A 26,354-nucleotide genomic window follows, 5' to 3' on the forward strand; every position below is an offset into this window, starting at 1 on the left:
GTCATTCCTTCCAGCCCGGCTGGTAGAGCTTGCCGTTGACCTTGTCCAGAGAGGCGCGAACCACCGGGGAGTGCTGATAGATATCGACAAACCTTGCCAGGCGCGGATCGTCCTTGCGTTCAGGCTTGATCACGAACTGAATCACGTATTCCGGATGGTCCAGGCCGTCGAACAGAATGGCCGAGTCGGCGGGGAAGGTCTTGGCCAGACGGATATAGGCCGGATAGCCCTGAACCAGATCCGCGTCATCGTAGGCGCGCACCAGTTGCACGGCTTCGACCTGGATGATCTTGATCTTCTTCGGGTTGGCGGTGATGTCTTCTTCGGTGGCCTTGTAGCCCACGCCTTGCTTGAGGGTGATCAGGCCCGCCTTGGCCAGCAATTGCAGGCCGCGACCGCTGTTGATCGGGTCGTTGGCGATGGCCACGGTGGCGCCCGTGGGCAGCTCATCGAAGCTTTTGTATTTCTTCGAGTACAGCCCGACGTTGTTGATGATGCCCGGTGCATAGGACACCAGGTTGTAACCGGCGGCCTCGTTGGCGTTGGTCAGGAACGGGATGTGCTGGAAGTAGTTCACATCGATGTCACCAGCGGCGAGGGTGACATTGGGTGCGATCCAGTCGGTGAACTCCACCAGTTCGACCTTCAGGCCCTGTTTGGCGGCCTCTTCGACAGCCGCCTCCAGCGGGATGGCGAAGGCGGCGGTGGTGCCGACTTTCAAGGGCGCATCGGCGGCATGGGCGGTGAGGGTCAACAGGCTCAGGGCCAGGGCGATAAAGGGTTTTTTCATGATGTTGTCCGTTGTTTTGAAAAATTTGGGTGTGGCTTTTCACGGGGTAATGCCGATCAGCAGGCATACACAAAACCTGTGGGAGGCAGCTTGCTGGCGAAAAAAAGGCCTGAAAACCGGCAGATATTCTGTGTCTGTGCGCTGAAGTCGCCAGCAAGCTGCCTCCCACAAAGTGATTTATCCATCTTCAATGATCGGTGTTAGCCCTACGGTGTCTTGAGCCTGCATGGTTGTCTGGCAGGTGCGCGTTGCCTGTGGGAAACAGTTTCTGGCGCAGGCTGCCGTCTTCATAAGCGGTCTTGTAGGAGCCACGACGTTGCAGCTCGGGAATCACCAGGTCGATGAAGTCCTCATAGCTTTCCGGGGTGACGATGCGGGTCAGGTTGAAACCGTCCAGGCCGGTTTCTTCGATCCAGGATTCCAGCTCGTCCGCCACCTGTTCAGGTGAGCCGACCAGCGTGATATAGCGGCCACCCAGAGCGTGCTGGTCGAGCAGGCGCTGGCGGGTCCAGTCGTTGTTCTTGAGGTTTTTCGTCGCGGACTGGATGGCGTTGCTTTTCACGTACTGAATGGGTTCGTCCAGCTCGTACTCGGCAAAGTCGATACCGGTGGAGGCCGCGAAATGCGCGACACCGGCTTCGGCGCTGGCGTAGCTGCGGTATTCGGCATATTTCTCACGGGCAATGGCTTCGGTGGCACCGACGATCACGTTCAGGCCCATGAACACTTTGATGCTGTCGGGATTGCGTCCGGCCTCTACGGCGCTGGCGCGTACCTTGTCCACCTGCTCACGGGTCGCGGCCTTGTTCTGGCCGCTGATGAACACGCACTCGGCATTCTGCCCGGCAAACTGCAGGCCGCGCTCCGAGCTGCCCGCCTGGAACAGCACCGGGGTTCGCTGCGGTGACGGCTCGCAGAGGTGATAACCCTCGACCTGATAGAACTCGCCCTTGTGCCGAACCTTATGGACCTTGTCCGGCCTGGCATAGACACGTTCCTTACGATCATTGATGACCGCGCCGTCTTCCCAACTGCCTTCCCAGAGTTTGTACAGCACCTCCAGGTATTCATCGGCCTGATCGTAACGGCGATCGTGCTCGACCTGTTCCGTCAAACCCATGGCCCTTGCTGCGCTGTCGAGATAGCCGGTAACGATATTCCAGCCCACCCGGCCACGGCTCAGGTGGTCCAGGGTCGACATGCGACGGGCGAACAGATAAGGCGTTTCGTAGGTCAGGTTGGCGGTGAGGCCGAAGCCCAGGTTACGGGTGACTGCCGCCATGGCAGACACCAGCAACAGCGGGTCGTTGACCGGTAACTGGATCGACTCCTTGAGAGTGACGTCCACCGAGTTCTGATACACGTCGTACACGCCGACGATATCGGCGATGAACAGTCCGTCGAACAGGCCGCGCTCCAGGAGTTTTGCCAGTTCGGTCCAGTATTCCAGGGTCTTGTACTGGGTGGAGTTGTCCCGTGGATGGGTCCACAGGCCATGGTTGATGTGGCCGATGCAGTTCATGTTGAACGCATTGAGCAGGATCTTTTTCCTGGCCATCAGATGGTCCCCCGACGTGGAGGATTGGTGTCGTTGAGGTAGTAATTGCCGATGGCGTGATATTTCCAGCGCACCGGATCATGAAGGGTGTGTACGCGGGCATTGCGCCAGTGACGATCCAGTCCGTGCTCGGCCAGCGTCGCCTGGCTGCCTGCCAGTTCGAAAAGCCTGCTGCTGGTTTCCAGGGAGATTTCCGTGCTGATGGCCCGTGCCTCGGCCACGGCGATGGAAACCGCGGCCAGGGTCTGGTCGTTGCTGTCAGCCTGTGCGATGTCCAGATACTCGCCTGCCCGTTCAAGCAGGGCTTCTGCGGCATGCAGACGGATGCCCAGCTTGCCGAAGGCATGCAGGGTCAGCGGGTCGTCCACGGCTTTTTCTATGCCTGAATCGATCCAGGGGCGCGTGCGGGTGCGCACGAATACCAGGGCGTCTTCAAAGGCTGCACGGGCAATGCCGGTGTCGATGGCTGCATGGAGAATCTGTGCCAGCGGGCCGACCGTGGTTGGGCGCTCGAAAGCACTCTGGAACGGGATGACATCGTCGGCGCTGACATACACATTCTCGAACACCACCGAGCCGCTGCCAGTGGTGCGCTGGCCGAAGCCGCTCCAGTCGTCGATAACCTTCAGACCGGCGCTGTCGTGAGGGACGAAAGCCAGGTGCTGCACGCCTTCGTCGTCAATGACCGAGGTCGGAATCCGCTGCGCGTACAGCGCGCCGGTGGCGTAGAACTTGCGGCCGTTTATGCGATAACCGTCGCCTTCACGCTCCAGTCGGGTAGTACGGTCGCTGGCGGTTTTGGTGCCCAATTCTGCCAGAGCATTGCCGAAGCGTTTTCCGGCCAGCACTTCGGCATACAGACGAGCCTGTTGCTGCTCGCTGCCATTCACGCGCAGCACTTCAAGGGCGTAGAAATGGTTCTGCGGAATCTGCCCGAGCGAGCCATCGGCCTGGGCGATGATCTGCACCACCTGGGCCAGGGTGACGTTGGACACGCCCGCACCGCCAAAGGCTTTGGGCACGCTGATGCCCCACAGGCCGGACTGGCTGAACAGGTCGAGTTCGGGATTCGGCAGACGACGCTCGCGGTCACGCAACGCGCTGTCGGTGATGAAGGTCTGCGCCAGTTCGCTGGCCACTTGCAGGGCCTGCGCGTCACTGGTGATGACGACAGGGTGTGGAGTGAAACTCATAACGATGTTCTCCAGTTGTCTGGTTCAAATCCAGGAGTGGCGTGCAGGCTGGGTGCCGTTCAGGTGCCAGGCGCCGACGGCGTAGTACTTCCAGCGCACCGGGTCATGGAGGGTGTGCACGCGGGCGTTACGCCAGTGGCGGTCGAGGTTGTACTGCGCCAGCGTGGCGCGGCTGCCTGCCAGCTCGAACAGCTTTTCGCTGGCCTGCAGGGAGATTTCCGTGGTCAGCACCTTGGCGCGAGCCACTGCAATGGATGCTCGGGCAGCTGAGGCTTCATCGATGGGCGCTGCGCTCACTTCGTCGAGGGTTTGCGCGGCCTTGCGCAAGAGGGCTTCGGCAGCATGCAGATCGAGTTTCAGTCTGCCGATATCGGCGATGACATACGGATCGTCACTGGCCCGCTCGACGTTGGCGTCGATCCACGGACGAGAGCGTTCGCGTACAAAGGTGATGGCGTCATCGATGGCTTCGCGGGCGATGCCGGCATCGATGGCGGCCTGAATCAGTTGCGAGACCGCACCCTGAATATTCGGCGTCAATGCCAGTCGCCAGTTGGCGATCACGTGTTCGGCTTCCACCGGCACGTTATCCAGCAACACCGTGCCGCTTGCCGTGGTGCGCTGACCGAAGCCCGACCAGTCGTCCACGATGCTCAGGCCCGGTGAGCCACGTTTCACGAAGGCCATGATCTGCCGGCCTTCGTCGTCCAGTGCCTTGACCGCGACCCAATGGGCGAACAAGGCGCCGGTGGAATAGAACTTCTGGCCGTTGATGACAAAACGGTCGCCGTCGGCGGTGATACGCGCCTTGAGTTCCAGAGTGTTTTTCGTGCCGCGTTCGGGGCCTGCATTGCCGATGCGCCAGCCATCCAGGACGCTTTGAAACAACGCTTTTTTCTGCTCTTCGGTGGCGCCGTCCTGCAACAGATGGAGGATGCCGAACTGGTTCTGTGGGATCTGTCCAAGTGCCGGGTCGGCGGCCGAGATGATCCGGAACACTTCGGCGATGGTCGCGAAGGAAACCTGCGGGCCACCATAAGCCTTGGGAACGGAAATGCTGCCGAGCCCGTTACGGGTGAACTGCTCGATTTCCGACCAGGGCAGTTTTCGCTCCTGATCGCGTCTGGCTGCATTCAGGCGTGCGATATCGGCCAGTTCATGGGCGGCAGCAATGGCCTGGGCGTCGTTGTGCAACACCTTGGCCGGGAGTAACAAAGGCGCAACATCCGGCTCTCGTGAAGTCGAGATGTGCTGGGCAGTGTGTTCAGGTAATGCCCTGGTGTTATCCACGGGGGTAATTGTGAAAGAGACCATCGGAACCTCATAGCGGGTGCCGCCGAGCAGGGCAGCAAGAAAACATCGCGATGTCCGGTGGTCCGGTGCATATACCCTAATCTTGTATCAATTATTTTAAAACGAGCATTTTGGAATAAGCATAGATGGTAAATGCTGGCTGCCCTGTCAGCCGGGTAACGTGACCTGTTGCTTGATGTTAGTTATGGATCTACGGCGGCGGTTAATGGCTGTTAGAGGGACATGTTTTTGTGGTGGTTTTATAAGTGTTGATGTGAACTACGCCAGCGCGCCATGAACGGAAAGTTGTTCATGCAGGGCTGGCGTATATGCGATTCGGGTTGTTCAAGGTCACCGGGAGAGTTCACTTGAATTCCTGATTTTTATTTCCCGTGGAGGTGCCCAATGCGAGTTGTTTCCTACACGGTCAATGACACAGTAAGTAGCCTCAAGTTGTTCGCCACCTGCCTCGCGTATCAGGGTTGCCGGGACTACAACATCAATGGGTTCTCCAACGTCTTCGAGTGTCAGGGGCGGCAGATCCATGCGCAGGTCACCCCAGCGCAGGGTGATTTCGTCATGGGGCGCCATGTTCAGATAAGGCTCGATCGTCATCGGCAGACCGCTGTTCATATGCCGTGTGCTCAAGCCGCGGCGTACCACCGAGGGCGGCAGTGACAGCGGCGCCAGCCCCTGATTTTCTTCATCTACAGGGTCCAGCAACTGGCCGCCGGGTGCGTCCAGCTTGACCCAGATCTTGCAGATGGGCGAGGTGATGGGCATACCGCCTACTTTCATCAACCTGTAGTAGGTACGGGCCTTGCCGTTCTGCAGAAAGCTTTCCGGCACGCGCAGAGCGATGGTCTGCTTGATGTCAGCCGCTGTCAGGATCTTTGATGCGGCGTAGCAGCCATCCCAGAACAGCTCGATCAGGTCACCCTCATCCATGTTGCTGTAAGGGTGAATATGAACCATCAGATGGGACGCTATCCTGACCCCGATGCCATGACGACTGGCCTGGGGAATGAAGGGGGGTAAAAGCTTTGAGGAGTCGGGGTTGCAATAGGTTTGGCTCATGTTCGAATACTCTTGGTTAACAGAAGTGCCAGTAACTGTTTGTTATAGAATTTGTAATTCTTTCGGTCGTGGCTTGATCTGAAACATAAAAAACGATAAGTGCCTGAAAGTTCGAAGCTGTGGCAAGCATTACAAGGTGTTGTAAATTAATACTTGTAACTTTGTAGTGTGTGCCAGGACTGCTGTTCTGAGTGAGCTAATGGGTTTTGTGTAAGCCTGTCAATATACGGATGAGGTGTTATGAAGCGGTTTTGAAAAATTAGATTATTCCTACATGGATATACAGATACTGTTTACTTTTAGGCAAACTGGCTTCCTACTCCATCCAAGCCTCCGATATGTTCGTTGCTCAAGCCGCGGCGACGCCATGATTGAGGGAGTGAAGGGGAGGCGAACGGGGTGGAATCCGCATCAAGGGCAGCCGAAAAATGCCCCCGGATTGCTGCAGGAATTCGATAATTTTGTTGGGATGAGTGCCTTTACCTGGCAAGTATTTTGATAGGTTGGCTTATGTCTTGCTGTAAGACGGATGAAGGACAGCGCCCTTGCGGACGCTGTTTATGTGGACAGCGCTTGTAGGATCAGGCTCTGGTGCGTTCCAGAAATTGCTTGGTACGTTCTTCTCTGGGATTGGCAAACAAGGCCTTTGCTTCTCCCTGCTCAACGATCACGCCCTTGTCGATGAAAATCACCCGATTGGCCACATCCCGCGCAAAGCTCATCTCGTGTGTGACGATGACCATGGTGCGGTTCTCTTCGGCCAGTGCCCGAATGGCGGTCAGCACTTCGCCAACCAGTTCCGGATCCAGCGCAGAGGTGGGTTCGTCGAAGAGAATGACCTCAGGCTCCATTGCCAATGCCCGTGCAATCGCGACCCGTTGCTGCTGACCGCCGGACAGACGGCGCGGGTAGGAATCTTCCTTGCCGGACAGGCCGACCTTGGCCAGCAGTTGCCGAGCCAGAGCCACGGCCTTTTCCCTGGCAACCTTCTTGACCACCACCGGGCCTTCGATGACGTTCTCCAGCGCTGTGCGATGGGGAAAGAGATTGAAGTTCTGGAACACGAACCCGACCTGCTGACGCAACTGACGGATAAGGCCCTGTTGCTGGCTCAAGGCGCGACTGCCATCAATCTGGATGTCACCTACCCTGATCGTGCCGCTGGTGGGGGTTTCCAGCAGATTCAGGCAACGCAGCAGCGTGGTTTTCCCCGAACCGCTGGGGCCGATGATTGCCACGACTTCCCCGGACTCGATGCGCAGGTCGATGCCCTTGAGCACTTGCTGGCCTTTGAATTCCTTGGTGAGGTTTTCAACCACGATCATGCTTCAAGTCTCCAGATCATGCCGATTGACCCTCGCTTCAAGACGGTTTTGCAGGTGCGAAAGCAACGAGGCAAGGACCCAGTAGATCAGCGCGGCGGCAAGGTACATGGTGAAAATTTCAAAGGTCCGTGCGGTGATCAGTTGCGCCTGACGGAACAATTCCGGCACCTGGATGGTGGCTGCCAGTGCCGTGTCCTTGACCAGTGAGATGAAACTGTTGCCCAGCGGCGGCAAGGCGGTGCGTGCCGCTTGCGGAAGGATTGCCCGGCGCATGGTCTGCCAGCGGGTCATGCCGATACTGGCTGCTGCTTCCCATTGCCCGCGATCCACTGCACCGATGGCCGCGCGCAGGATTTCACAGGCGTAGGCCGCCATGTTCAACGAAAAACCGATCAGCGCAGCAGGCAGCGGATCCAGTTCGACCCCCAGTTGTGGCAGGCCGTAATAGATCACGAACAGTTGCACGAGCAGCGGTGTGCCGCGGAAGAACGAGACGTAGACACGTGCCGGCCAGCTCACCAGCCTGAAACGCGACAGACGCATCAGTGCCAGACCGAAGCCCAGCAGCAATCCGAAAAACATCCCGCCCAGGCTGAGAATGATCGTGTAGTACGCGCCCTTGAGCAGGAAGGGCGCAGAGTCTGCTACGAGCTTCAGGCTCTCTTCGATCATTTGGTCACATCAGCGTTGAAGTACTTTTGCGACAGTTTGGCCAGGGTGCCGTCGGCACGCAGCTTTTCGAGTGCCTTGTTGATGGCGTCCAGCAATTCAGGCTCGCCCTTGCGCAGGGCAATACCGGATTCCTGACGGGAAAACGGAGCGCCCGCGACACCAAAGGCATCCTTGGTCTTGGCCGCGATTTCCAGAGCAGCCAGGCGGTCGACCAGAATGGCGTCGATACGGCCTACACGCAGGTCCTGGAACTTGGTCGGATCATCGTCGTAGGTCTTGACGATGGCCGTCGGGACATTGGCCTTGATCCATTGCTCATAGTTGGTGCCCAGGCCTACGCCGACTTTCTTGCCTGCCAGATCCTGAGGCGTCTTGATGGTGTCCGCGTTTTTCTTCTGGGTCAGCGTCTGCAGGCCGGAGATGGTGTAGGGCTCGGAGAAGTCGTACTTTTTCTTGCGCTCTTCGGAAATGGTCACCTGGTTGATCACCACATCCAGACGCTTGGATTCCAGGGCCGCGAGGATGCCGTCCCACTTGCTCGGCTGTACCTTGGCCTTGACGCCCAGTTCCTTGGCCAGAGCCTCGGACAACTCGACTTCGAAACCGGTGAGCTTGCCGTTTTCGTCCACGAAGCTGAACGGTGGATAAGTGCCTTCCAGGCCCACATTGAGGGTGCCGCTGTCCTTGATCTTTTGCAGTTGTTCGCCGGCCATGGCTTGCCCCGCAATACCGGTGCCCAGCACCAGCGTCAGAGCCGAAAAGAGAAACGTGCGACGAATAGCGGAAATGTTCATGCGAGCCCCTTGTTTGTATGGAGTGTCAGGCAAGTCAGACCTGGCGACAGCGTTTAGCGGTCGCGAATATAAATCGAGTTTCTTATAAACAAAAAGAACTAAAAAGCATCTTCAGGTTTTCTTTTGGTATATGTGTCAGGCGTCGTGCTATCAGCCGCTGAACACATCCGGATACGCGAACAACGCTGGCGCTCCGCCGGTATGCAGGAAGATCAGCGGCCCATCATTGAAACGCTGACGCCCGATGCCGTCGAGCAGGCCGGCCATGGCTTTGCCGGTATAGACCGGATCCAGTAACAGACCTTCGTGGCTGGCCACCAGTTTGATTGCCGACAGCGTGCCAGCGTTCGGTTCACCATAGCGTGGACCGAAGTATTCGTCCCAGAGTTGCACCTTGAAGGCTGGCGGCAGGGCGATATCCAGCAATTCTGCGGTACGCTCGGCCAGGCCCTGAACCTTGGGAAACTGGGCTTCTTCGCTACGGGAAACGGTTACGCCAATCACCGGCAGTTCCGGCAACTGCTCAGCCAGAGCCAGGGCCAGGCCGCTGTGGGTGCCCGCACTGCCGGAGGCCAGCACCACGGCGGAAAAATCCAGGCCGGTCTGTTTGATCTGCTCTGCCAGTTCCAGCCCGGCTCGCACATAACCCAAAGCACCTACGGCACTGGAACCACCAATCGGGACCAGATAAGGCTTCTTGCCACTGGTGCGCAGGCGAGCAGCCAGGGCTTGCAGTTGCTCGTCGGCGTTATCGAGGTTTTCCACCAGCTCGACCTTGGCGTCGAACAGCTCCAGCAGCAGGCGATTGCCGTTATGAAGGTAATTGGCGTCTTCGGTGCCGATGGGGTTTTCCAGCAGCGCGACGCAACCCAGCCCCAGACGAGCGGCCAGTGCTGCGGTCTGGCGCACATGGTTGGACTGGATGGCGCCAGCGGTAATCAGCGTGTCGGCACCCTGGGCCAGCGCATCGGCGGCCAGGTATTCCAGTTTGCGTACCTTGTTGCCGCCCAGCGCGAGGGTCGTGGTGTCATCGCGCTTGATGTAGATATCGCGGCCCGCCCAGGTCGACAGGCGTTCGAGCTTTTCCAGTGGAGTGGGAGCGTCGATCAGGTCGAGGCGATTGAAACGGGCCAGCTGTTTTTTGATCATCGTGATAGATAAGCCAAGAGGGAGTAATCGGACTATATGCAGAGGTTTCCTGCACGGCAACCCGGTATGACTTATGACGAGGCGGCTAAGTCCCTACGTAAATTGTTATTTTTTCCGTGCAAATGTTTGCCGTAGAGTGGAGGCCGCAGGGGCCGCCATCATCGGGTTGCCTTCTTTGACTCAAGGAGAGTTCAGCGTGAGCGATATTCCAGAAGCACCTGCCTCGGGCCGCTCCAGCCATTGGCAGTTGCAGCGGATCGTCAGCCAGTTGCGCAGTGCGCGTGAAGACTGGCGTACTCGCAACAGGCGGGTGAGCGGTGAGCATGGTGGTCGGGAATTACCCTCCCGCGCGGCCATGGCCGAGATTCTCGAAGCCTTGAGCGGCGCCTTGTTCCCGATGCGTCTAGGGCCGGTGGATCTGCGCGAAGAAAGCGAGGACTTCTACGTCGGCCATACCCTGGACGTGGCACTCAATGCGCTCCTGGCCCAGGCACGGCTGGAGCTGCGCTACGTGGCGCATCAGCAAGGCAGCGGAACTCAGGGCATCGACGAGCGGGCACTGGAACTGATCCAGGATTTCGCCACGGCCTTGCCAGGCATTCGCCTGCTGCTCGATACCGATGTGCTGGCGGCCTATCACGGCGACCCGGCGGCGCGCAGTGTCGATGAGGTCCTGCTGTGCTATCCGGGGATTCTTGCGGTGATCCATCACCGGCTGGCGCATCACCTGTATCGGGCCGGCCTGCCACTGTTGGCGCGCATCAGCTCGGAAATCGCCCATTCCTCCACTGGTATCGATATCCATCCCGGCGCTCAGATCGGCCCGAGCTTCTTCATCGACCATGGCACCGGCGTCGTGATTGGCGAAACGGCCATTATCGGTGAGCGGGTCAGGATCTATCAGGCTGTGACACTGGGCGCCAAACGCTTCCCGGCGGACGAAGATGGCCAGTTGCAGAAAGGCCATGCCCGCCACCCGATCGTCGAAGACGATGTGGTGATCTATGCCGGTGCAACCATTCTGGGGCGTATCACCATCGGCAAGGGTTCGACCATCGGCGGCAACGTCTGGCTGACCCGCAGCGTCCCGGCCGGCTGCAACCTGACCCAGGCCAATCTGTTGCAGCAGGATGACGGGACGCAGAAGTAGGAGGGGGAGTTTTGAGCGGCAAGCCACAAGCTGTAAGTCTTGAGCTTCAAGCTTGCCGCTTGCCGCTATTTTTCGCGAATGAATTCGCTCCTACGCCCGGGTGGGTAGGGAACGATCCGGCGCCGTCGTGCGTCATACCCCTGGTCTGAGCCCGCATCCCCTGTATGCGATTTGTTTTTTGCAGGTAGTTTTCTGCCCGCTCATACCAGGAGTCCTTCCCGTGTTTCCCTCTATTTCTGGAGCTTCTTGCCTTGATCCAGAGGCGTACCGCCTATGAGTACGTCTGTTTCCCCCTCCAGCGGCCAGGTCCGCATGAATGCTCCGGTTTTCTACTTTGCTGCGAGTGTCATCCTGATCTTCGGTGTCACCGTGATCGCCTTCCCGCAAGCCAGCGGTGAGTGGTTACTGGCTGCACAGAACTGGGCGGCCAATACGGTCGGCTGGTATTACATGTTGGCCATGACGCTGTATCTGGTCTTCGTGGTGGTCACCGCCTTGTCCGGCTACGGCAAGATCAAGCTCGGTGCCGACCACGACGAACCCGAGTTCAGTTACCTGTCATGGGCAGGCATGCTGTTTGCCGCCGGGATCAGCATTACGCTGTTCTTCTTCTGCGTCTCCGAGCCGCTGACCCACATGCTGCAACCGCCGCAAGGCGAGGGCGGTACCACTGAGTCAGCGCGCCAGGCCATGCAGTTGCTGTTTCTGCACTGGGGCCTGCATGGCTGGGGCGTCTTTGCCTTCGTCGGCATGGCGCTGGCGTATTTCGCCTACCGTCACAACCTGCCGCTGGCCTTGCGTTCGGCGCTGTATCCGCTGATCGGCAAGCGTATCAATGGCCCTATCGGCTATGCCGTCGACGGCTTTGGCATCATCGCGACCATCTTCGGCCTGGGTGCCGATATGGGTTTCGGCGTGCTGCACCTCAACTCAGGTCTGGATTACCTGTTCGGTGTTTCCCACACCCAATGGATTCAGGTCGGGTTGATCACACTGATGATGGGCGCAGCTATCCTGGTTGCCGTCTCGGGCGTCGACAAGGGTGTGCGGGTCATGTCCGACATCAACATGCTGCTCGCCTGTGCATTGCTGCTGTTCGTACTGTTCGCCGGACCCACTCAGCACCTGCTCAACACGCTGGTGCAGAACATCGGCGACTACCTGGGCGCGCTGACGACCAAGAGTTTCGATGTCTATGCCTACAGCAGCGACGCCAAAGGCTGGCTGGGCGGTTGGACAGTGTTCTACTGGGCGTGGTGGATTGCGTGGGCGCCTTTTGTCGGCCTGTTCATTGCGCGTATTTCCCGTGGCCGGACCATTCGCGAGTTTGTCTTTGGCGTGCTGCTGATCCCCTTGGGTTTCACACTTGCCTGGATGTCGATTTTCGGTAACAGCGCCATCGAGCAAGTGCTCAACCACGGCATGACTGCGCTGGGACAGTCGGCCATCGATGATCCGTCGATGACCCTGTACCTGCTGCTGGAAACCTATCCATGGAGCAAGACGGTCATTGCGGTGACGGTATTCATCAGCTTCGTCTTCTTCGTCACCTCGGCGGATTCGGGCACCGTGGTGTTGTCCACCCTGTCTGCCAAAGGCGGTGGCCCGGATGAAGACGGTCCGAAATGGTTGCGTGTGTTCTGGGGCGTTGCAACCGCGGTGATTACCAGCGGACTGCTGTTCTCCGGCAGCATCGATGCGCTTAAGTCAGCGGTCGTGCTGACATCGCTGCCGTTCTCGCTGATCCTGCTGCTGATGATGTGGGGGCTGCACAAAGCGTTCTTCATGGAGACCCAGCGCCAGATCGCCCAGACCTATTCCCTGGCACCTGCTTCCGGTGCGCGACGTGGCGGCTGGAGACAGCGCTTGAGCCAGGCCGTGCACTATCCGTCCCGGGACGAGGTCTATCGCTTCCTCGACCAGACCGTACGCCCGGCGATTGAAGACGTGACAGCGGTGTTCGTCGAAAAGGGCCTGAGTGTCGATACTCAACCAGACCCTTCAAACGATTCGGTCAGCCTTGAAATCGGCCACGGTGAAGAGCGTCCGTTCATTTACCAGGTACAGATGAAAGGCTTCTTCACCCCGTCCTTCGCCCGTGGCGGCATGGGCTCCAAGCAACTGAACAACCGTCGCTACTACCGCGCCGAAGTCCACCTGAGCGAAGGCAGCCAGGATTACGACCTGGTGGGCTACACGAAGGAACAGGTCATCAACGACATACTGGACCAGTACGAACGGCATATGCAGTTTTTGCATTTGGTGAGGTAGAGCGTTAAAGCCTCAAGCTGCAAGCTATAAGCTTCAAGTCAAAAGCTTGCAGCTTGCAGCTACGTTGTCACGTACTCTCCCGCTCAACCAGGCTGCAGTCGAGCAGGTTCAGTCGTTGTATTTCCCCTTCCAGCGGCAGCATGCCCAGGCTTTCCAGTACGCGCTGTGCGGCGAGGACGCCGATTTCCAGGGCGGGTGGTTTGATGGTGCTGAGGCTGGGCATCATCATTTGGGCGAAGGCGTAGTCGCCAAAGCCCATGACGGCGCAATCCTTGGGTATTTGCAGGCCTGCACGCTGGCTGGCGAGCAGTCCGCCAGCGGCCAGGTTGTCGTTGGCAAAGAAGATGGCGTCGGGTTTGTCCGGGCCGTTCATGAGTGTATCCATCGCCTGTTTGCCCGCCTCGAAGGGGGCCATTCCTTCAGCCGGGACGAACACCCTTGGCTTGAGGCCGAAGGTTTCCAGTGTTGCGATGTAGCCGTCACGGCGTTCAAGGGCGCTGAAGTCACCTGCCATGCTGTTCTGCACGAAGGCGATGCGTCGGTAGCCTTTGCCATGCAGATAGCGGGTAGCGCTGACGCCTACGTCGTAATGCGAGAACCCGATCTGGATCGGACTGCGGCCTGGCTGGTGGTCCCAGGTTTCGATCACCGGGATATCAGCCTGCTCGATCATCTTTTCTGTGGCTTCGCTGTGAAAGCGACTGGTCAGCACCAGTGCAGCCGGTGACCAGCCGAGAAACGCCCGCACCGCGCTTTCTTCCTGTTCGGTGGAGAAATAGCTGGAAGCCAGCAGCAACTGAAAACCGTGTTTGCTCAGGGTGTCGCTGAAGCCCTGAATGGTGTTGGCGAAGATCGGCCCCGAGATGTTGGGAATCACCATGGCTACGACCCGACTGCGCGCCGAGGCCAGGCCGCCTGCGACCAGATTGGGCACGTAGCCGAGCTGATTGACCGCCGCGGCGATACGCTCGCGCAACTCTGGGGACACCTGATCCGGCTGGTTGAAATAACGCGACACGGTAATGGCCGAAACACCTGCCTGCTTTGCCACGCCGGTGATGGTCACGCGGCCTGCGCCTCGGCGTTTGCGTGTCGCAGGGATGTCATCGGCCATGGGCAGTCACTTCGTATAAAAGAAAAAGGAATATAAAGGTAATTTTTCAGTATTTGACGATCTATGTGTCAGTTACTGATACTGGCGATGTTAGCGCTAACAAGATGGTTTGTCTGCTACTCGCCACCGCGAATGCCCCGAACCTGTTTAGCCGGCAATTTCAGACGTCAGTGCTTGAACACTGACCGACCAGGGCACATATCAGGCAGGCACGCAGATGCACACAACACTTGGGGATAGCGTCAAACACAACCTTCTGGCGCAAGCCGTCGGCCAGGCCAATACGGCGCGGGGACGTCGTTGCGGCATGCTGCTGATGAGCCTGGCGGCGATGCCGCTGGCTCCGGCGATGGCTGAAACCGAAGCCACGCAGAACGCCGAGGCTCCAACGCTCAAAGCGGTCACCGTGACCGCCACGCGCCGCGAAGAGTCGTTGCAGAAGGTGCCTGTTGCAGTTTCCGTGGTGGAGGGCGAGCAACTGGAGCGCGACAACCGCAATGGTGTTTCCAGCATCGTGCAGCAGATCCCGACCCTGAACTTCCGCACTGGCGCCTCCAACAAGGACACGTCGCTGTTCATTCGTGGCGTGGGCACTATTTCCACATCGCCGGGCGTCGAGCCGACCGTTGCGACGGTCATCGACGGTGTTGTGCTCGGTCGTCCAGGCCAGGCCACGCTGGACCTGCTGGACCTGGAACGCATCGAAGTCCTGCGCGGCCCTCAGGGCACGCTCTTCGGCAAGAACGCTTCGGCCGGTGTGCTCAACGTGGTCACCAAGGCGCCCACCGAAGAGACACATGGCTATATCGATCAGTCCTATTTCAGCGGAAATGAAAGCCGCACGCGCTTCGGTATTGGCGGCAGCCTGATCCCGCAGACCCTCAAGGGCTCGATCACAACCCTGTTCGGCAGCTACGACGGCAACGTCGACAACAAGCTCAATGGCCACGAAGTCAATGGCTATAACCGCAAGGGCGCACGGGGCAAGCTGGAGTTCACTCCGAATGACGACGTGACATTCACCCTGATCGCCGACTACATGCAGGCCCATGACGACGCGCCAAACGGCGTGGTCAGCAAGTCGCTGTTGCCAGCGTTCAGCAACGCCTTGTCGCCTGTGCGGGCCGACAGCGACAACCGCGATGTGAACAGCGATTACCGCAGCCATGTGGACGACGTCAACAAAGGCTTGTCCGGCCAACTGGACTGGAAGCTGGGCGATTACACCCTGACGTCCATCACGGCCTGGCGTGGCTGGGACAACACCCAGTATCAGGATGGCGACCGTCTGGGCACCATCACCGCCGCGTTCCCCGGCACCGAAGACAAGGGCCAGCTGGAGTACAACCAGTATTCTCAGGAACTGCGCCTGGCTTCGCCCAAAGGTGAGTTCCTGGAGTATGTCGGTGGCCTGTTCTACATGCATGGCAAGAGCGATGAAACCTATCAGCGCACCCTGATCACGCCAACCACCCAGAACCGAGGCGTCGCCGACTACAGCACCACCAGCGAAAGCTACTCGGTATTTGGCGAAACCACCTTCAACTTCACGCCTGATTTCCGCGCCATTGCCGGTCTGCGCTGGACCCACGACAAGCTGGAATACGATCACCGTCGTGTCTCCACCTCGGCCACCACGGTCAGCGGCATTCAGCCGGCCACCAGCAGCTCGGGTACAGTGGATGAAGATGGCAAGTCCGGTCGCCTGGGTCTGCAATACGACCTCAGCGATGCGGTAACCACCTATGTCACTTATTCGCGTGGCTACAAAGGCCCGGCCTATAACGTGTTCTTCAACATGCAGCCGCGTGATACCGATGCGCTCAAGCCTGAAACCTCCAACACCTGGGAAGTCGGCATCAAGGCCACCACCTGGAACAACCGCCTGACCACCAACCTGGCCGTGTTCCGCAGCGAGTACGACAACTATCAGGCGAACTTCTTCGACAGCGTGGCCGGGCAAGTGGTAACGCGCCTGATCAACGCCGGCAGTGTCAGCACTGAAGGCGTCGAACTCGACTACGCCTTGCAGGCCACCACCAACCTGAAAATTTCCGGTGCGGTGGCGTACACCAAGGCGCGCATCGACAGCTTCGCATGCCCGGCCGGTGCGGCGGCGTCCTGCAACGTCGATGGCAAGACCTTGCCCTACAGCCCTGACTGGAAAAGCTACGTTCGTGCTGACTACACCATCCCGCTGGATAACGGTCTGGACATCGAACTGGGCACCGATTACAGCTGGCAGAGCGAAGTGCAGTACGACATCAGCCAGAACGCCGACACCAAACAAGGCGCTTACGGTATCTGGAACGCAAGCGTTGCCCTGGCGGATTACAACGCAGGCTGGCGTGTAGCCTTGCTGGGCAAGAACCTCGCTGACAAGTCGTACTCGCCGCTGCTGGCCACTGGCGGGAACTACATCTACCGTGCAGTACCGCGTGATGATGAACGTTATTTCGGTGTGCAGTTGCGTAAGGATTTTTGAGCCGTTGCGTGCAACAACCCTCAATGAATCGGTAAGGAGTTGGTTATGAGCGAGTCCGCTCGTCAGTTGAAATTGGGCGCGTTTCTAATGGCCACCGGGCATCATGTGGCGGCCTGGCGTCACCCGGATGTTCCGGCCAATGCAGGGCTTGATATCAAGCACTACAAGCATCTGGCCAAGGTGGCGGAAGAGGCGCGGTTCGACACCTTGTTCGTGGCCGACAGCGTGGCGGCAGCGACCGGAGATATCGCCAGTCACATGGCGCGCTCCGATCACTTCGAGCCGCTGACACTGCTGTCGGCACTGAGCGCGGTGACCGAGCACATCGGCCTGATTGCAACAGCGACCACGACTTATAACGAGCCTTATCACGTCGCCCGCAAGTTCGCCTCGCTGGACCATCTGTCCGGCGGGCGAGCCGGCTGGAACCTGGTGACTTCCGATGCCGCAGCCGAAGCCCTGAACTTCGGCCGTGAAGAACACGTGGGCCACGCCGAGCGCTACAGCCGCGCCCGGGAGTTTCATCAGGTCGTGACCGGGCTCTGGGACAGTTGGGCGGACGATGCCTTTATCCGCGACAAGGCCAGCGGGGAGTATTACGACCCTGCCAAACTGCATGTACTCGACCATCAGGGCGAGCACTTCAAGGTCAAAGGCCCGCTGAATGTGGCGCGTTCTCCGCAAGGTCAGCCTGTCGTGGTGCAGGCGGGTTCTTCTGAAGTGGGGCGGGATCTGGCGGCGCAGACGGCTGAAGTGGTCTTCACGGCCCAGACCTCACTGGCCGATGCCCAGGCGTTCTACGCCGATATCAAGGGTCGGCTGAAGGCTTACGGGCGCAGTGCCGACTCGCTGAAAATCATGCCCGGCGTGTTTATCGTCGTGGCTGAAACCGAGGTTGAGGCCCGGGCGAAATTCGAGTCGTTCCAGGATCTGGTCGATCCCCATGTGGGCGTGGCGTTGCTGGGCCGCATGCTGGGCAATTTCGATCTGTCGGGCTACCCGCTGGACGGGCCGTTGCCGGAGTTGCCGTTGACCGACAGCGGCCAGCGCAGTCGGCAAAAGCTGCTGACCGATCTGGCGGAAAAGGAAAACCTGAACCTTGCACAACTGGGGCGGCGCATTGCCGGTGGCCGAGGCCATTACAGTCTGATCGGCACGCCGACGCAGATCGCCGATGAGTTGCAGACCTGGTTCGAGCAAGGCGCTGCCGACGGCTTCAACGTGCTGGTGCCGCATCTGCCCGGAGGCCTGGAAGATGTGGCGCGTCTGCTGGTGCCGGAGTTGCAACGTCGCGGCTTGTTCCGCACCGAATACGAAGGCTCGACCCTGCGTGAGAACCTCGGACTGCAAAGGCCGTCGAACCGCTTCGAATAACCGAAACCTGTAGGAGCGGATTTATCCGCGAGACGGCATTTCCGGCGACAGATCTTCTGCGGATGTACCGGCCTCTCGCGAATGAGCGGAGCGCCGCCCGATTCGCTCCTACGAGGGTTCGCAATTCACAAGGAAAATGTTCATGAAACCACTGGCATTCATCGCCGCCGTCCTGACCTTGTGCGGTGTGTTCAATACCGCCATCGCCCAGGAACCGGACGCGCTGCGCATCGGTTATCAGAAAGGCTCCATCACTCTGGTACTGGCCAAGGAACACGGCTTGCTGGAAAAGCGTTTTGCCAATACCCGGATCAAGTGGATCGAGTTTCCAGCCGGGCCGCAGATGCTTGAGGCCTTGAATATCGGCAGTCTGGATATCGCTTCGACCGGCGATATTCCGCCGATCTTCGCTCAGGTGGCGGGTGCCGATCTGGTGTACATCGGTGCCGAGCCCGCCAAGCCGCAAGCCGAAACCATCCTGGTGCGCAATGACAGTCCGCTCAAGGGCGTGGCTGATCTCAAAGGGCGAAAGGTCGCCTTGCAGAAGGGCTCCAGCGCACACAACCTGGTGCTGCGTGCCTTGAACAAGGCTGGTCTGAGCTTCAAGGATATCCAGCCGGTCTACCTGACTCCGGCCGATGCCCGTGCCGCGTTCGAGAACGGCAGTGTCGATGCCTGGGCCATCTGGGACCCCTATTACTCCATCGCCATCAACGAAGGGCATAGCCGTGTGCTGGCCAATGGCGAAGGGCTTGGTCTGTCTGGGCCGATCTATACTGCCCGCCGGGCCTATGCCGAAAGCAACAGGGCGTTCGTTCAGCAAGTCCTGGATGAACTGAGTGCCGCCGATGCGCTGACCCGCAGCGACCGTGCCGAGAGCATCCAGATCCTGGTGCGCAGCATGGGCCTGCCGGAAGCGGTGATCGCCCAGTACATCGACCATCGTCCAGAATCTCCCAGCTTGCCGATCACGCCCGAAATCATCCGCGCCCAACAGGCCACCGCCGATCTGTTCTACGAGAACCGACTGGTGCCCAAGCGGGTCGATGTACAGCAGGCTGTATTGAAGGAAGGCGTTCGCGAATGAATGTATTTGCGCAAAGGCCATCCCAAACCACCTAACAAGAGAGGACTCAATGACCTACATCGCTGCCGAAAACCGCTATAACGACATGCCTTATCGCCGTACTGGCCGCAGTGGGCTGGTGTTGCCGGCCCTCTCGCTTGGTCTTTGGCACAACTTCGGTGACAGCACGCCCATCGAGACACAGCGCGCCATGCTGCGCACGGCATTCGACCTGGGCATCAACCATTTCGACCTGGCCAACAACTATGGCCCGCCCTATGGCAGTGCCGAGATCAATTTTGGTCGCCTGCTGCGTGAAGATTTCAAGCAGTACCGTGACGAGTTGATCATCTCCACCAAGGCGGGATGGGACATGTGGCCTGGGCCGTACGGTCAGGGCGGCGGCTCACGCAAATATGTGCTGGCCAGTCTCGATCAGAGTTTGCAGCGCCTGGGCCTCGATTATGTGGATATCTTCTATTCCCACCGCTTCGACCCGGACACGCCGCTGGAAGAAACCGCAGGCGCACTGGCCACTGCCGTGCAGCAGGGCAAGGCGCTGTACATCGGCATCTCTTCCTACTCGGGCTCGAAAACCCGGGAAATCGCCGCGCTGCTGAAAGAGTGGAAAGTGCCGCTGTTGATTCATCAACCGGCTTACAACCTGCTCAACCGCTGGGTCGAAAAAGACCTGCTCGATGCAACCGAAGAGCTGGGCGCGGGCGTGATTGCCTTTACCGCGCTGGCTCAGGGGCTGCTGTCGGACAAGTATCTCAATGGCGTGCCGCAGGACGCCCGGGTCAATCGTCCGGGTGGCGGTTCGTTGCAGGCTTCGCATTTGTCGGAAGAGAACATTGCCCATGTGCGGGCACTCAACGAGATCGCCAAGCGTCGCGGCCAAAGCCTGGCACAGATGGCACTGGCCTGGACCCTGCGTGATCCGCGCGTGACGTCAGCCCTGATCGGTGCGAGCCGTCCAGAGCAGATCATCGAGAACGTGGGGGCGTTGAAGAACCTTGAGTTCAGCAGTGAAGAGCTGGCAGAGATTGATCGTTTTGCCGTGGAAGGCGGGATCAATCTCTGGGAAAAGCCATCGTTGGCTCAATAATCTCTTGATGGGGTGGGAGCGAATCGGGCGGCGTTCCGCTTATTCGCGAATGAGCGGAACGCCGCCCGATTCGCTTGTATGGTAGAGCTTGAAGGGGTGGTGGGACGAACAATTCGCATCTGACTGCAGCCACAGTACAGACCGTGGGAGACCTCGCCTCACCCCTTCCACCAAAAGCGCCGATAAAGAATGCTTCGTTCAAGCGACGATAGAAACAAGCCTGCGCCTCTGGGTGAACCCCCTCAAGCCGTAAAACCTTAGCGTGGAGAAGTGCCCATGGCAATGCGCGTTTCGCAGTCAATCGTGGGCGTGGATGTTGCCAAGATTGAACTCGTTACCTATCAGGCAGACCTGGATCTGCTCACCTCGATAGCCAATGAAAAGCCCGCCATAAAGCGCTGGCTTAAAACGTTGCCAAGGCCCACCGCCATTGCTGTTGAGGCGACCAATATTTATCACGTCGATCTGGTCGAGCTGGCTTACGAGTCGGGTTTTGACGTCTACATCATCGACGGTTTTCAACTGAGCAATTACCGTAAAGGCATTGGTGGCCGTAGTAAAACGGATGCTTCCGATGCTCGTCTTCTGGCCCGTTTTCTGAAAAACGAAGGCGAAGATCTACGCCCCTGGACCCCGCCTCCAGCCGTCTATGGCAAGCTGCAAAGCCTTCTGCGCCGCAGGGCTTCGCTGGTTCAGGCCAAAACCAGCCTGACCCAGAGCTGGGCAAATGACGCCAGTTTGAAAGCCGCCTTCGCAGCTTTCCTCAAGTCCATCGAGCGGCTGGACCTGTTGGTCCAGAAGAAGCTCAAAGAGGTCTTGCGCGAAGCCGGCCTGCTGGAGCAAGTCGCCCGATGCCAAGCTGTCGAAGGCATCGGTTTTCTGACCGCGACCGCTCTGGTCATGGCTTACAGCCGAGGCGACTTCACGAGTAGCGATTCATACATCGCCTTTTTGGGCATGGACCTGAGGGTGACTGACTCAGGCCAAAAAAATGGCCGCCGATCCCTGACCAAGCGAGGTTGCTCGGAGATCCGCCGATTGCTGCACAACGCCGCCATGTCCGCGAGCCGATCAAGTGCCTGGAAAGAGTTTTACGACCATCATCGCAGCCGTGGAAAAGCGACCACAGAAGTGCTCGTCATGCTCGCTCGTAAACTCGCTCGGGTGGCATTCGCCCTGATGAAGAATCAGAGCGAATATCAAACCAAAGGGTGGGTTATGGCTTGATCACAACCATAGAATCTCCCACAGATTCAGCTCCCACAGATTGCTTTAACAGGGGGGGTTAGCCCTCATCCCCTTCATCGTCATCACCGCCATCGACCTTCATGCCCAGTTCCTTGATCTTGCGGGTCAAGGTATTGCGGCCCCAGCCCAGCAGCACGGCGGCGTCGCGACGGCGACCGGCGGTGTGCTTGAGGGCGGTTTCGATCATGATGCGCTCGAAGGTCGGCACGGCGCTGTCCAGCAGGCTGGATTGCCCGCGTGACAAGGCCTGGTCTGCCCACTGACGCAGTGCCTGTTCCCAGTTGGTGACCGGCGCGGCATCTTGCGGCAGGCTGAGCAGTTCAGGTGGCAGGTCGCTGATATGCACTTCACGACCTGAAGCCATGACCGTGATCCAGCGGCAAGTGTTCTCCAGTTGGCGAACGTTACCCGGCCATGGCAGGTGCTTGAGGTATTCCTCTGTCTCGGCCTTGAGCAGCTTGGGCTCGACCGCCAGTTCCTGTGCGGCGCGGCTCAGGAAGTGCTTGGCCAGGGTCGGGATGTCTTCGCGACGGTCCGACATGCGTGGAATATGGATGCGGATCACGTTCAGGCGGTGGAACAAGTCCTCACGGAACTTGCCGGCCTGCACCAGGGTTTCGAGGTTCTGGTGAGTCGCGGCAATGATGCGCACATCGACCTTGACCGGCGTATGACCGCCGACCCGATAGAACTCGCCGTCAGCCAGAACCCGCAGCAGACGGGTCTGGGTATCGGCCGGCATGTCACCGATTTCATCGAGAAACAGTGTGCCGCCATCGGCTTGTTCGAAGCGACCGCGACGCAGGTTGGCCGCGCCGGTGAAGGCGCCTTTTTCGTGGCCAAACAGCTCAGACTCCATCAGATCCTTGGGAATCGCTGCCATGTTCAGCGCAATGAACGGCGAAGCCGAACGCGGGCTGTGGCGGTGCAGGGCGTGGGCGACCAGTTCTTTACCGGTGCCCGACTCGCCATTGATCAGCACGGTGATGTTGGAGTGGCTCAAACGCCCGATGGCGCGAAACACTTCCTGCATCGCAGGGGCTTCACCAATGATTTCCGGGGTGCGGGTCAGGGTTGGAGCTGCATCCAGGCCTTGTTGCTCCTGGGCGTGCTGGTTGGCACGCTTGACCAGCGAGACGGCTTCGTCGACGTCGAACGGTTTTGGCAGGTACTCGAAGGCACCTCCCTGATACGACGCCACGGCGCTGTCCAGGTCCGAGTGTGCGGTCATGATGATCACCGGCAGGCGCGGATGCTGCTCGCGAATCCTGGCCAGCAGATCCAGGCCACTGGCACCGGGCATGCGGATGTCGGAAATGATCACGTCCGGTTGCTGACGGGCCAGGCGACTCATCACCCCATCCGCGCTATCGAAGCTTTGTGTGGTCATGCCTTCCTGTTGCAGAGCCTTTTCCAGTACCCAGCGGATGGAACGATCGTCATCTACGATCCAGACAGTTTCACTACGGCTCATGGCGAAGCGGCTCCTTGTTCCAGCGGCAGGAAGATCGAGAAAGTGGTGTGGCCGGTATGGCTCTCACATTCGATCAGCCCCTGGTGCTGGCTAATGATGTTCTGGGTAATGGCAAGACCTAGTCCCGTACCATCCGGGCGGCCACTGACCATGGGGTAGAAAATGGTTTCCTGAAGTTCGGCCGGAATACCGGGGCCGTTGTCGATGATTTCGATCTTGCTCACCAGTCGATGGCGAATGTGCCCGATGGTGAACTGGCGCATGGCGCGGGTGCGCAGGGTGATTCGTCCCAGGCGCAGCTCGTTCTGACTGCCGATGGCCTGCATCGCGTTGCGTACGATATTGAGTACGGCCTGAATCATTTGTTCACGGTCGATCAGAACGTCCGGGATGCTTGGATCATAGTCGCGCACCAGAGTGATGCACCCTTGGGTTTCTGCCTCGACCAGACTGCTGACCCGCTCAAGTACTTCGTGCACATTGGTCATGGCCAGCGAAGGCAGCTTGTTGGAGCCCAGCATCCGGTCGACCAGATTACGCAGGCGATCGGCCTCTTCGATGATGACGTTGGTGTAGTCCTTGAGGCTTTCCTCGGGCAGTTCGCGGGACAGCAACTGGGCCGCGCCGCGAATTCCGCCGAGGGGGTTCTTGATTTCGTGAGCCAGGCCACGCACCAGCATCTTGGTGGTTTCCTGCTTGGACAGCTGGGCCTCTTCCTTGGTGATGCGCAACAGGCGATCACGAGGATGAACCTCAAGCAGCAAAAGGGTTTCACCCTTGTTGAGGATAGGTGTCACCGCATAGTCGACGGTCAGGGTCTGGCCGGTCAGTGCGGTAAGCATGGCTTCACGCTTGGTGAAAGGGTGGGCCTGTTCCACGGCCTGACGAAGCGAGCTGAGTGCTTCGGCGGACTCGGTGAACAGTTCGCTGATGAATTGTCCATGGCTGCGCTGACCACTGATGGCCAGCAGCATTTCCGCTGCCGGGTTCATGTACTCAAGGCGCAGATCGGCATTGAGCAGAATGGTGGCAGTGGTCAGGTTGTCCAGTAACAGACGGTGCAGCGCGTCGCTGATAGTCATGAATCTTGTTGACCTCTTTTGGCACATTGCAATCGCGGAGGTGCAGGGCTGAGCCGTCCTGGCCAGCATCAGCAAAGCCACTGATACGGTGCTTAACGGGGTGCTGTACAAGCGAAGTTGCAAGAACCAAACCAAGGCTCCGAAAAGAAGCGTTTAATTCGCAAAATCGGGCCTTTTTTGGATCGGTGCTCACATAAGGCGCCATGCGACAGTCATTTCTGAACCATATTGGGCTGTCTTGAGGCGTGCCGAAGCACATGATGCACCATTAAGGTGCCTTGTTGGCGGGATGGCCTTTTATGCCTAGAAAAAAGGCAGGATGCTGCTTTCTTCTTCGGGCTTGTCCTTGATCGGGCACTCGGGACGTACACCGTACTCGGGAAGCTGGCAGGGGTTGGCTTTGCGTTTTTGCGCCAGTGAGGTGCGCAGCATGTGGAAGGGCTGGTTGGGTGTTTTTTCCAGCACGCGGTCGTACTCATCGACTATCTCGACCGATAGCTGGTGCGTACCCCGATCAATATTGCTCAGCGGGATGACCGGGCTACGCCCTGGCTGGCCTGCGAGTTGGCCATCCAGAAACAGGCGATAGTTGTGGCCGGGCTGCAGAGCCGGTTCGCTGGTGACGGTTACGATGACGTCGCCGCTGGTGCTGCGTACTGTTCCGTCCGGCTCGGGGACCAGCACCCGCAGCAGTTGATAGCGAAATATCGACTTGGCCTTGGGTTTTGCGGGTGCTGCCTGATAGGTGCGGGCAGGTGGTGTGCCCGTCATGTTGTTGCTGGGCGGTATCTCCACGCGCTTGGCATTCTTGCGCGGCTGATCGGTGAATACCCGGTTGCCGTTGGCATCGATGTAGGTATAGACGTCAGCGGCTGATGGCAAGGCTGCCAGCAGCAACAGGCACATCAGCAGGCCATGGAGCAGGTGTCGTTCAGGGCCGGTTGACATGGACGCGCTGCACGGTGAGGGTGATTGTCTGGCTTTGCTGGACGACACGTTGGGAGTCCAGCACCACGACCGCAAAACTGTGTTCACCCCGGTCGATATTCACCACCTGAAGGCGAGGAATATTGGTGGGCGTTCCGTAAGGGTTGCCGTCCACCAGCAACTGGAGCTGGTGGCCGGGTCGCAGACGCGGTTGAATCTTCACGCTCACCGTGAAGGTGCCGTCATTGGCGCGCAATGCTTCGTCTGTCGGCAGGTCGGTCAGTTCCAGTGTGCTGTATGCGTCCCGAGGCTGTGTCTGTGTGCTCGTCGGTGGTGCTGCGGTGTTCATGGCCGGTGTCGCGGGAACCCGGGTTTCCACGCTGTTGAGTGGCGGCAACTCTACGACCTCGGTCTTGATGCCGTTGGGCGGCTGATTGCTGTATGCGGTATTGCCATTCGCATCGGTGTACTTATAGATCTGCGCCGCAGCAGGCAGGCTGATCAATAGGAACAGGCAGATGAGGCTTTGGCGCATGAGGCTCTCGGCAGCAAAGGGAAGGTCGTCAGCATAGAACACTTCGGTCGGGCGGTCAGGCTTACAGTTTCGCCGCACACAGATCGGTGGTGGCAAGTACCAGTGCCTGATCGTGAATCGGGTCGGTGCGGTGATGCTTGAGTGCGGCATCCAGCAGTGTCCGACAGTCGTCCGAGGAGCGGACCGGCTGGAAGTCGGCATAGGCGCGCAGCAATTCGGTCTGCAGTCGATCCAGTCTGGGGCGGATGTCGTCGACCAGACTCTGGCGTTCGGTATCGGGTGCCTTGCCTGCCGTATGCCACTGTTCAAGCAGGGCGTTCTGCACACGTTTGTTGGCCTCTATCTGGGCGCGGAACAGTCGTTGAACGTCGTCGGGATCGAGTTTGAATTCGGCTGCACGGGCCTGGGCTGCACTGATGACCTGCTGCTCGCGAGGCGGATCTTCGACAGCCTTGCCACTGTCCCATTTGCTCAGGGCAACCTGATCGGCAATGGTCAGGCGTTCGCTGATGGCTTGCAGCAAGGGTTCAAGGAGGGATGGTTGCTGTTCGGCGGCGAGAGCGATGCCGGGAGACATGCACGTCAGAGTCAACAGCGAAGTGGCCAGAAGCAGGCGCATGGCGGTTCCATCTCGAATCGGTGGGTGGAGCGCAGATTTAACTCCAGGTC

22 protein-coding genes are annotated in these 26,354 nt (G+C 59.0%); 7 read left to right on the forward strand and 15 right to left on the reverse strand.

The window, feature by feature from the left end:
• Window position 1: 1 nt before the first annotated feature.
• The 9 genes from KQP88_RS01660 to KQP88_RS01700 all read right to left on the reverse strand — a co-directional run bounded on the left by KQP88_RS01660 (window position 2) and on the right by KQP88_RS01700 (window position 9,851).
• A complete protein-coding gene (locus tag KQP88_RS01660) occupies window positions 2–790 on the reverse strand; it encodes a MetQ/NlpA family ABC transporter substrate-binding protein (RefSeq protein WP_216704673.1) in 789 nt (262 codons plus the stop codon).
• Window positions 791–977: 187 nt separating this feature from the next.
• Window positions 978–2,348 carry an LLM class flavin-dependent oxidoreductase gene (locus KQP88_RS01665; protein WP_216704674.1) on the reverse strand — a complete coding sequence of 457 codons (1,371 nt, stop codon included), beginning with the start codon at window positions 2,346–2,348 and terminating at the stop codon, window positions 978–980.
• Window positions 2,348–3,541 carry an SfnB family sulfur acquisition oxidoreductase gene (locus tag KQP88_RS01670; RefSeq protein ID WP_216704675.1) on the reverse strand — a complete coding sequence of 398 codons (1,194 nt, stop codon included), beginning with the start codon at window positions 3,539–3,541 and terminating at the stop codon, window positions 2,348–2,350. The genes KQP88_RS01665 and KQP88_RS01670 overlap by 1 nt, the downstream gene beginning before the upstream one ends.
• Window positions 3,542–3,565: 24 nt before the next feature.
• Window positions 3,566–4,738, reverse strand: coding sequence for an SfnB family sulfur acquisition oxidoreductase (locus KQP88_RS01675; RefSeq protein WP_253950589.1), 1,173 nt, complete (start codon window positions 4,736–4,738; stop codon window positions 3,566–3,568).
• Window positions 4,739–5,185: 447 nt separating this feature from the next.
• Entirely contained in the window at window positions 5,186–5,911 is a 726-nt protein-coding gene (locus KQP88_RS01680) for a hypothetical protein (protein WP_200993988.1), read from the reverse strand.
• A 581-nt stretch (window positions 5,912–6,492) separates the two neighbouring features.
• Window positions 6,493–7,236, reverse strand: coding sequence for an L-cystine ABC transporter ATP-binding protein TcyN (gene tcyN, locus KQP88_RS01685; RefSeq protein WP_216704677.1), 744 nt, complete (start codon window positions 7,234–7,236; stop codon window positions 6,493–6,495).
• A gap of 3 nt (window positions 7,237–7,239) precedes the next feature.
• Window positions 7,240–7,908, reverse strand: a complete 669-nt coding sequence (gene tcyL, locus KQP88_RS01690; RefSeq protein WP_200993986.1) for a cystine ABC transporter permease — start codon at window positions 7,906–7,908, stop codon at window positions 7,240–7,242.
• Window positions 7,905–8,702 carry a cystine ABC transporter substrate-binding protein gene (gene tcyJ / locus KQP88_RS01695; protein ID WP_200993985.1) on the reverse strand — a complete coding sequence of 266 codons (798 nt, stop codon included), beginning with the start codon at window positions 8,700–8,702 and terminating at the stop codon, window positions 7,905–7,907. The genes tcyL and tcyJ overlap by 4 nt, the downstream gene beginning before the upstream one ends.
• A 150-nt stretch (window positions 8,703–8,852) precedes the next feature.
• Window positions 8,853–9,851: a D-cysteine desulfhydrase gene (locus KQP88_RS01700; protein ID WP_216704678.1), complete on the reverse strand. Its 999-nt coding sequence runs from the start codon at window positions 9,849–9,851 to the stop codon at window positions 8,853–8,855.
• 196 nt (window positions 9,852–10,047) lie between these two features.
• Between KQP88_RS01700 and epsC the strand changes: the two genes are divergently transcribed.
• Together epsC and betT are read left to right on the forward strand one after the other, a co-directional pair.
• A complete protein-coding gene (gene epsC, locus KQP88_RS01705) occupies window positions 10,048–11,001 on the forward strand; it encodes a serine O-acetyltransferase EpsC (protein WP_200993983.1) in 954 nt (317 codons plus the stop codon).
• 312 nt (window positions 11,002–11,313) lie between these two features.
• Complete coding sequence (betT, locus tag KQP88_RS01710; protein ID WP_216705867.1) at window positions 11,314–13,272, forward strand: choline BCCT transporter BetT; 1,959 nt, start codon at window positions 11,314–11,316, stop codon at window positions 13,270–13,272.
• A gap of 67 nt (window positions 13,273–13,339) precedes the next feature.
• Here betT and KQP88_RS01715 read toward each other — a convergent pair whose 3' ends face one another.
• Window positions 13,340–14,386: a LacI family DNA-binding transcriptional regulator gene (locus KQP88_RS01715; protein WP_216704679.1), complete on the reverse strand. Its 1,047-nt coding sequence runs from the start codon at window positions 14,384–14,386 to the stop codon at window positions 13,340–13,342.
• Window positions 14,387–14,603: 217 nt separating this feature from the next.
• Here KQP88_RS01715 and KQP88_RS01720 point away from each other — a divergent pair, with 217 nt between their 5' ends.
• The 5 genes from KQP88_RS01720 to KQP88_RS01740 all read left to right on the forward strand — a co-directional run bounded on the left by KQP88_RS01720 (window position 14,604) and on the right by KQP88_RS01740 (window position 21,646).
• Window positions 14,604–16,871, forward strand: a complete 2,268-nt coding sequence (locus KQP88_RS01720) for a TonB-dependent receptor (RefSeq protein WP_216704680.1) — start codon at window positions 14,604–14,606, stop codon at window positions 16,869–16,871.
• 45 nt (window positions 16,872–16,916) lie between these two features.
• A complete protein-coding gene (locus tag KQP88_RS01725; protein WP_216704681.1) occupies window positions 16,917–18,245 on the forward strand; it encodes an LLM class flavin-dependent oxidoreductase in 1,329 nt (442 codons plus the stop codon).
• A 142-nt stretch (window positions 18,246–18,387) separates the two neighbouring features.
• Window positions 18,388–19,332, forward strand: coding sequence for a sulfonate ABC transporter substrate-binding protein (locus KQP88_RS01730; protein WP_216704682.1), 945 nt, complete (start codon window positions 18,388–18,390; stop codon window positions 19,330–19,332).
• A gap of 49 nt (window positions 19,333–19,381) precedes the next feature.
• Window positions 19,382–20,419, forward strand: coding sequence for an L-glyceraldehyde 3-phosphate reductase (mgrA, locus tag KQP88_RS01735; protein WP_216704683.1), 1,038 nt, complete (start codon window positions 19,382–19,384; stop codon window positions 20,417–20,419).
• Between the two features lie 276 nt (window positions 20,420–20,695).
• On the forward strand, window positions 20,696–21,646 hold the full coding sequence (locus tag KQP88_RS01740) for an IS110 family transposase (protein WP_216704684.1): 951 nt from the start codon (window positions 20,696–20,698) through the stop codon (window positions 21,644–21,646).
• Between the two features lie 58 nt (window positions 21,647–21,704).
• Here KQP88_RS01740 and ntrC read toward each other — a convergent pair whose 3' ends face one another.
• The 5 genes from ntrC to KQP88_RS01765 all read right to left on the reverse strand — a co-directional run bounded on the left by ntrC (window position 21,705) and on the right by KQP88_RS01765 (window position 26,304).
• A complete protein-coding gene (gene ntrC / locus KQP88_RS01745) occupies window positions 21,705–23,141 on the reverse strand; it encodes a nitrogen regulation protein NR(I) (RefSeq protein ID WP_025258106.1) in 1,437 nt (478 codons plus the stop codon).
• Window positions 23,138–24,223, reverse strand: a complete 1,086-nt coding sequence (gene glnL, locus KQP88_RS01750) for a nitrogen regulation protein NR(II) (protein ID WP_025258107.1) — start codon at window positions 24,221–24,223, stop codon at window positions 23,138–23,140. Before glnL ends, ntrC begins: the two co-directional genes overlap by 4 nt.
• A gap of 303 nt (window positions 24,224–24,526) precedes the next feature.
• Window positions 24,527–25,171 (reverse strand): DUF4124 domain-containing protein, encoded by a 645-nt coding sequence (locus KQP88_RS01755; protein ID WP_216704685.1) that lies wholly within the window; start codon window positions 25,169–25,171, stop codon window positions 24,527–24,529.
• Window positions 25,155–25,685: a DUF4124 domain-containing protein gene (locus tag KQP88_RS01760; RefSeq protein ID WP_216704686.1), complete on the reverse strand. Its 531-nt coding sequence runs from the start codon at window positions 25,683–25,685 to the stop codon at window positions 25,155–25,157. The genes KQP88_RS01755 and KQP88_RS01760 overlap by 17 nt, the downstream gene beginning before the upstream one ends.
• A gap of 61 nt (window positions 25,686–25,746) precedes the next feature.
• Window positions 25,747–26,304, reverse strand: a complete 558-nt coding sequence (locus tag KQP88_RS01765; RefSeq protein WP_216704687.1) for a chorismate mutase — start codon at window positions 26,302–26,304, stop codon at window positions 25,747–25,749.
• Window positions 26,305–26,354: the final 50 nt, after the last annotated feature.

The organism is Pseudomonas lijiangensis (assembly GCF_018968705.1).
Classification (GTDB): domain Bacteria; phylum Pseudomonadota; class Gammaproteobacteria; order Pseudomonadales; family Pseudomonadaceae; genus Aquipseudomonas; species Aquipseudomonas lijiangensis.

Bases quoted from the DNA above. Each gene is read 5' to 3' on its own strand.
- KQP88_RS01660 (WP_216704673.1), bottom strand. From the start codon at position 790: ATGAAAAAACCCTTTATCGCCCTGGCCCTGAGCCTGTTGACCCTCACC.
- KQP88_RS01665 (WP_216704674.1), bottom strand. From the start codon at position 2,348: ATGGCCAGGAAAAAGATCCTGCTCAATGCGTTCAACATGAACTGCATC.
- KQP88_RS01670 (WP_216704675.1), bottom strand. From the start codon at position 3,541: ATGAGTTTCACTCCACACCCTGTCGTCATCACCAGTGACGCGCAGGCC.
- KQP88_RS01680 (WP_200993988.1), bottom strand. From the start codon at position 5,911: ATGAGCCAAACCTATTGCAACCCCGACTCCTCAAAGCTTTTACCCCCC.
- tcyN (WP_216704677.1), bottom strand. From the start codon at position 7,236: ATGATCGTGGTTGAAAACCTCACCAAGGAATTCAAAGGCCAGCAAGTG.
- tcyL (WP_200993986.1), bottom strand. From the start codon at position 7,908: ATGATCGAAGAGAGCCTGAAGCTCGTAGCAGACTCTGCGCCCTTCCTG.
- tcyJ (WP_200993985.1), bottom strand. From the start codon at position 8,702: ATGAACATTTCCGCTATTCGTCGCACGTTTCTCTTTTCGGCTCTGACG.
- KQP88_RS01700 (WP_216704678.1), bottom strand. From the start codon at position 9,851: ATGATCAAAAAACAGCTGGCCCGTTTCAATCGCCTCGACCTGATCGAC.
- betT (WP_216705867.1), top strand. From the start codon at position 11,314: ATGAATGCTCCGGTTTTCTACTTTGCTGCGAGTGTCATCCTGATCTTC.
- KQP88_RS01715 (WP_216704679.1), bottom strand. From the start codon at position 14,386: ATGGCCGATGACATCCCTGCGACACGCAAACGCCGAGGCGCAGGCCGC.
- KQP88_RS01720 (WP_216704680.1), top strand. From the start codon at position 14,604: ATGCACACAACACTTGGGGATAGCGTCAAACACAACCTTCTGGCGCAA.
- KQP88_RS01725 (WP_216704681.1), top strand. From the start codon at position 16,917: ATGAGCGAGTCCGCTCGTCAGTTGAAATTGGGCGCGTTTCTAATGGCC.
- KQP88_RS01730 (WP_216704682.1), top strand. From the start codon at position 18,388: ATGAAACCACTGGCATTCATCGCCGCCGTCCTGACCTTGTGCGGTGTG.
- mgrA (WP_216704683.1), top strand. From the start codon at position 19,382: ATGACCTACATCGCTGCCGAAAACCGCTATAACGACATGCCTTATCGC.
- KQP88_RS01740 (WP_216704684.1), top strand. From the start codon at position 20,696: ATGGCAATGCGCGTTTCGCAGTCAATCGTGGGCGTGGATGTTGCCAAG.
- ntrC (WP_025258106.1), bottom strand. From the start codon at position 23,141: ATGAGCCGTAGTGAAACTGTCTGGATCGTAGATGACGATCGTTCCATC.
- glnL (WP_025258107.1), bottom strand. From the start codon at position 24,223: ATGACTATCAGCGACGCGCTGCACCGTCTGTTACTGGACAACCTGACC.
- KQP88_RS01755 (WP_216704685.1), bottom strand. From the start codon at position 25,171: ATGTCAACCGGCCCTGAACGACACCTGCTCCATGGCCTGCTGATGTGC.
- KQP88_RS01760 (WP_216704686.1), bottom strand. From the start codon at position 25,685: ATGCGCCAAAGCCTCATCTGCCTGTTCCTATTGATCAGCCTGCCTGCT.
- KQP88_RS01765 (WP_216704687.1), bottom strand. From the start codon at position 26,304: ATGCGCCTGCTTCTGGCCACTTCGCTGTTGACTCTGACGTGCATGTCT.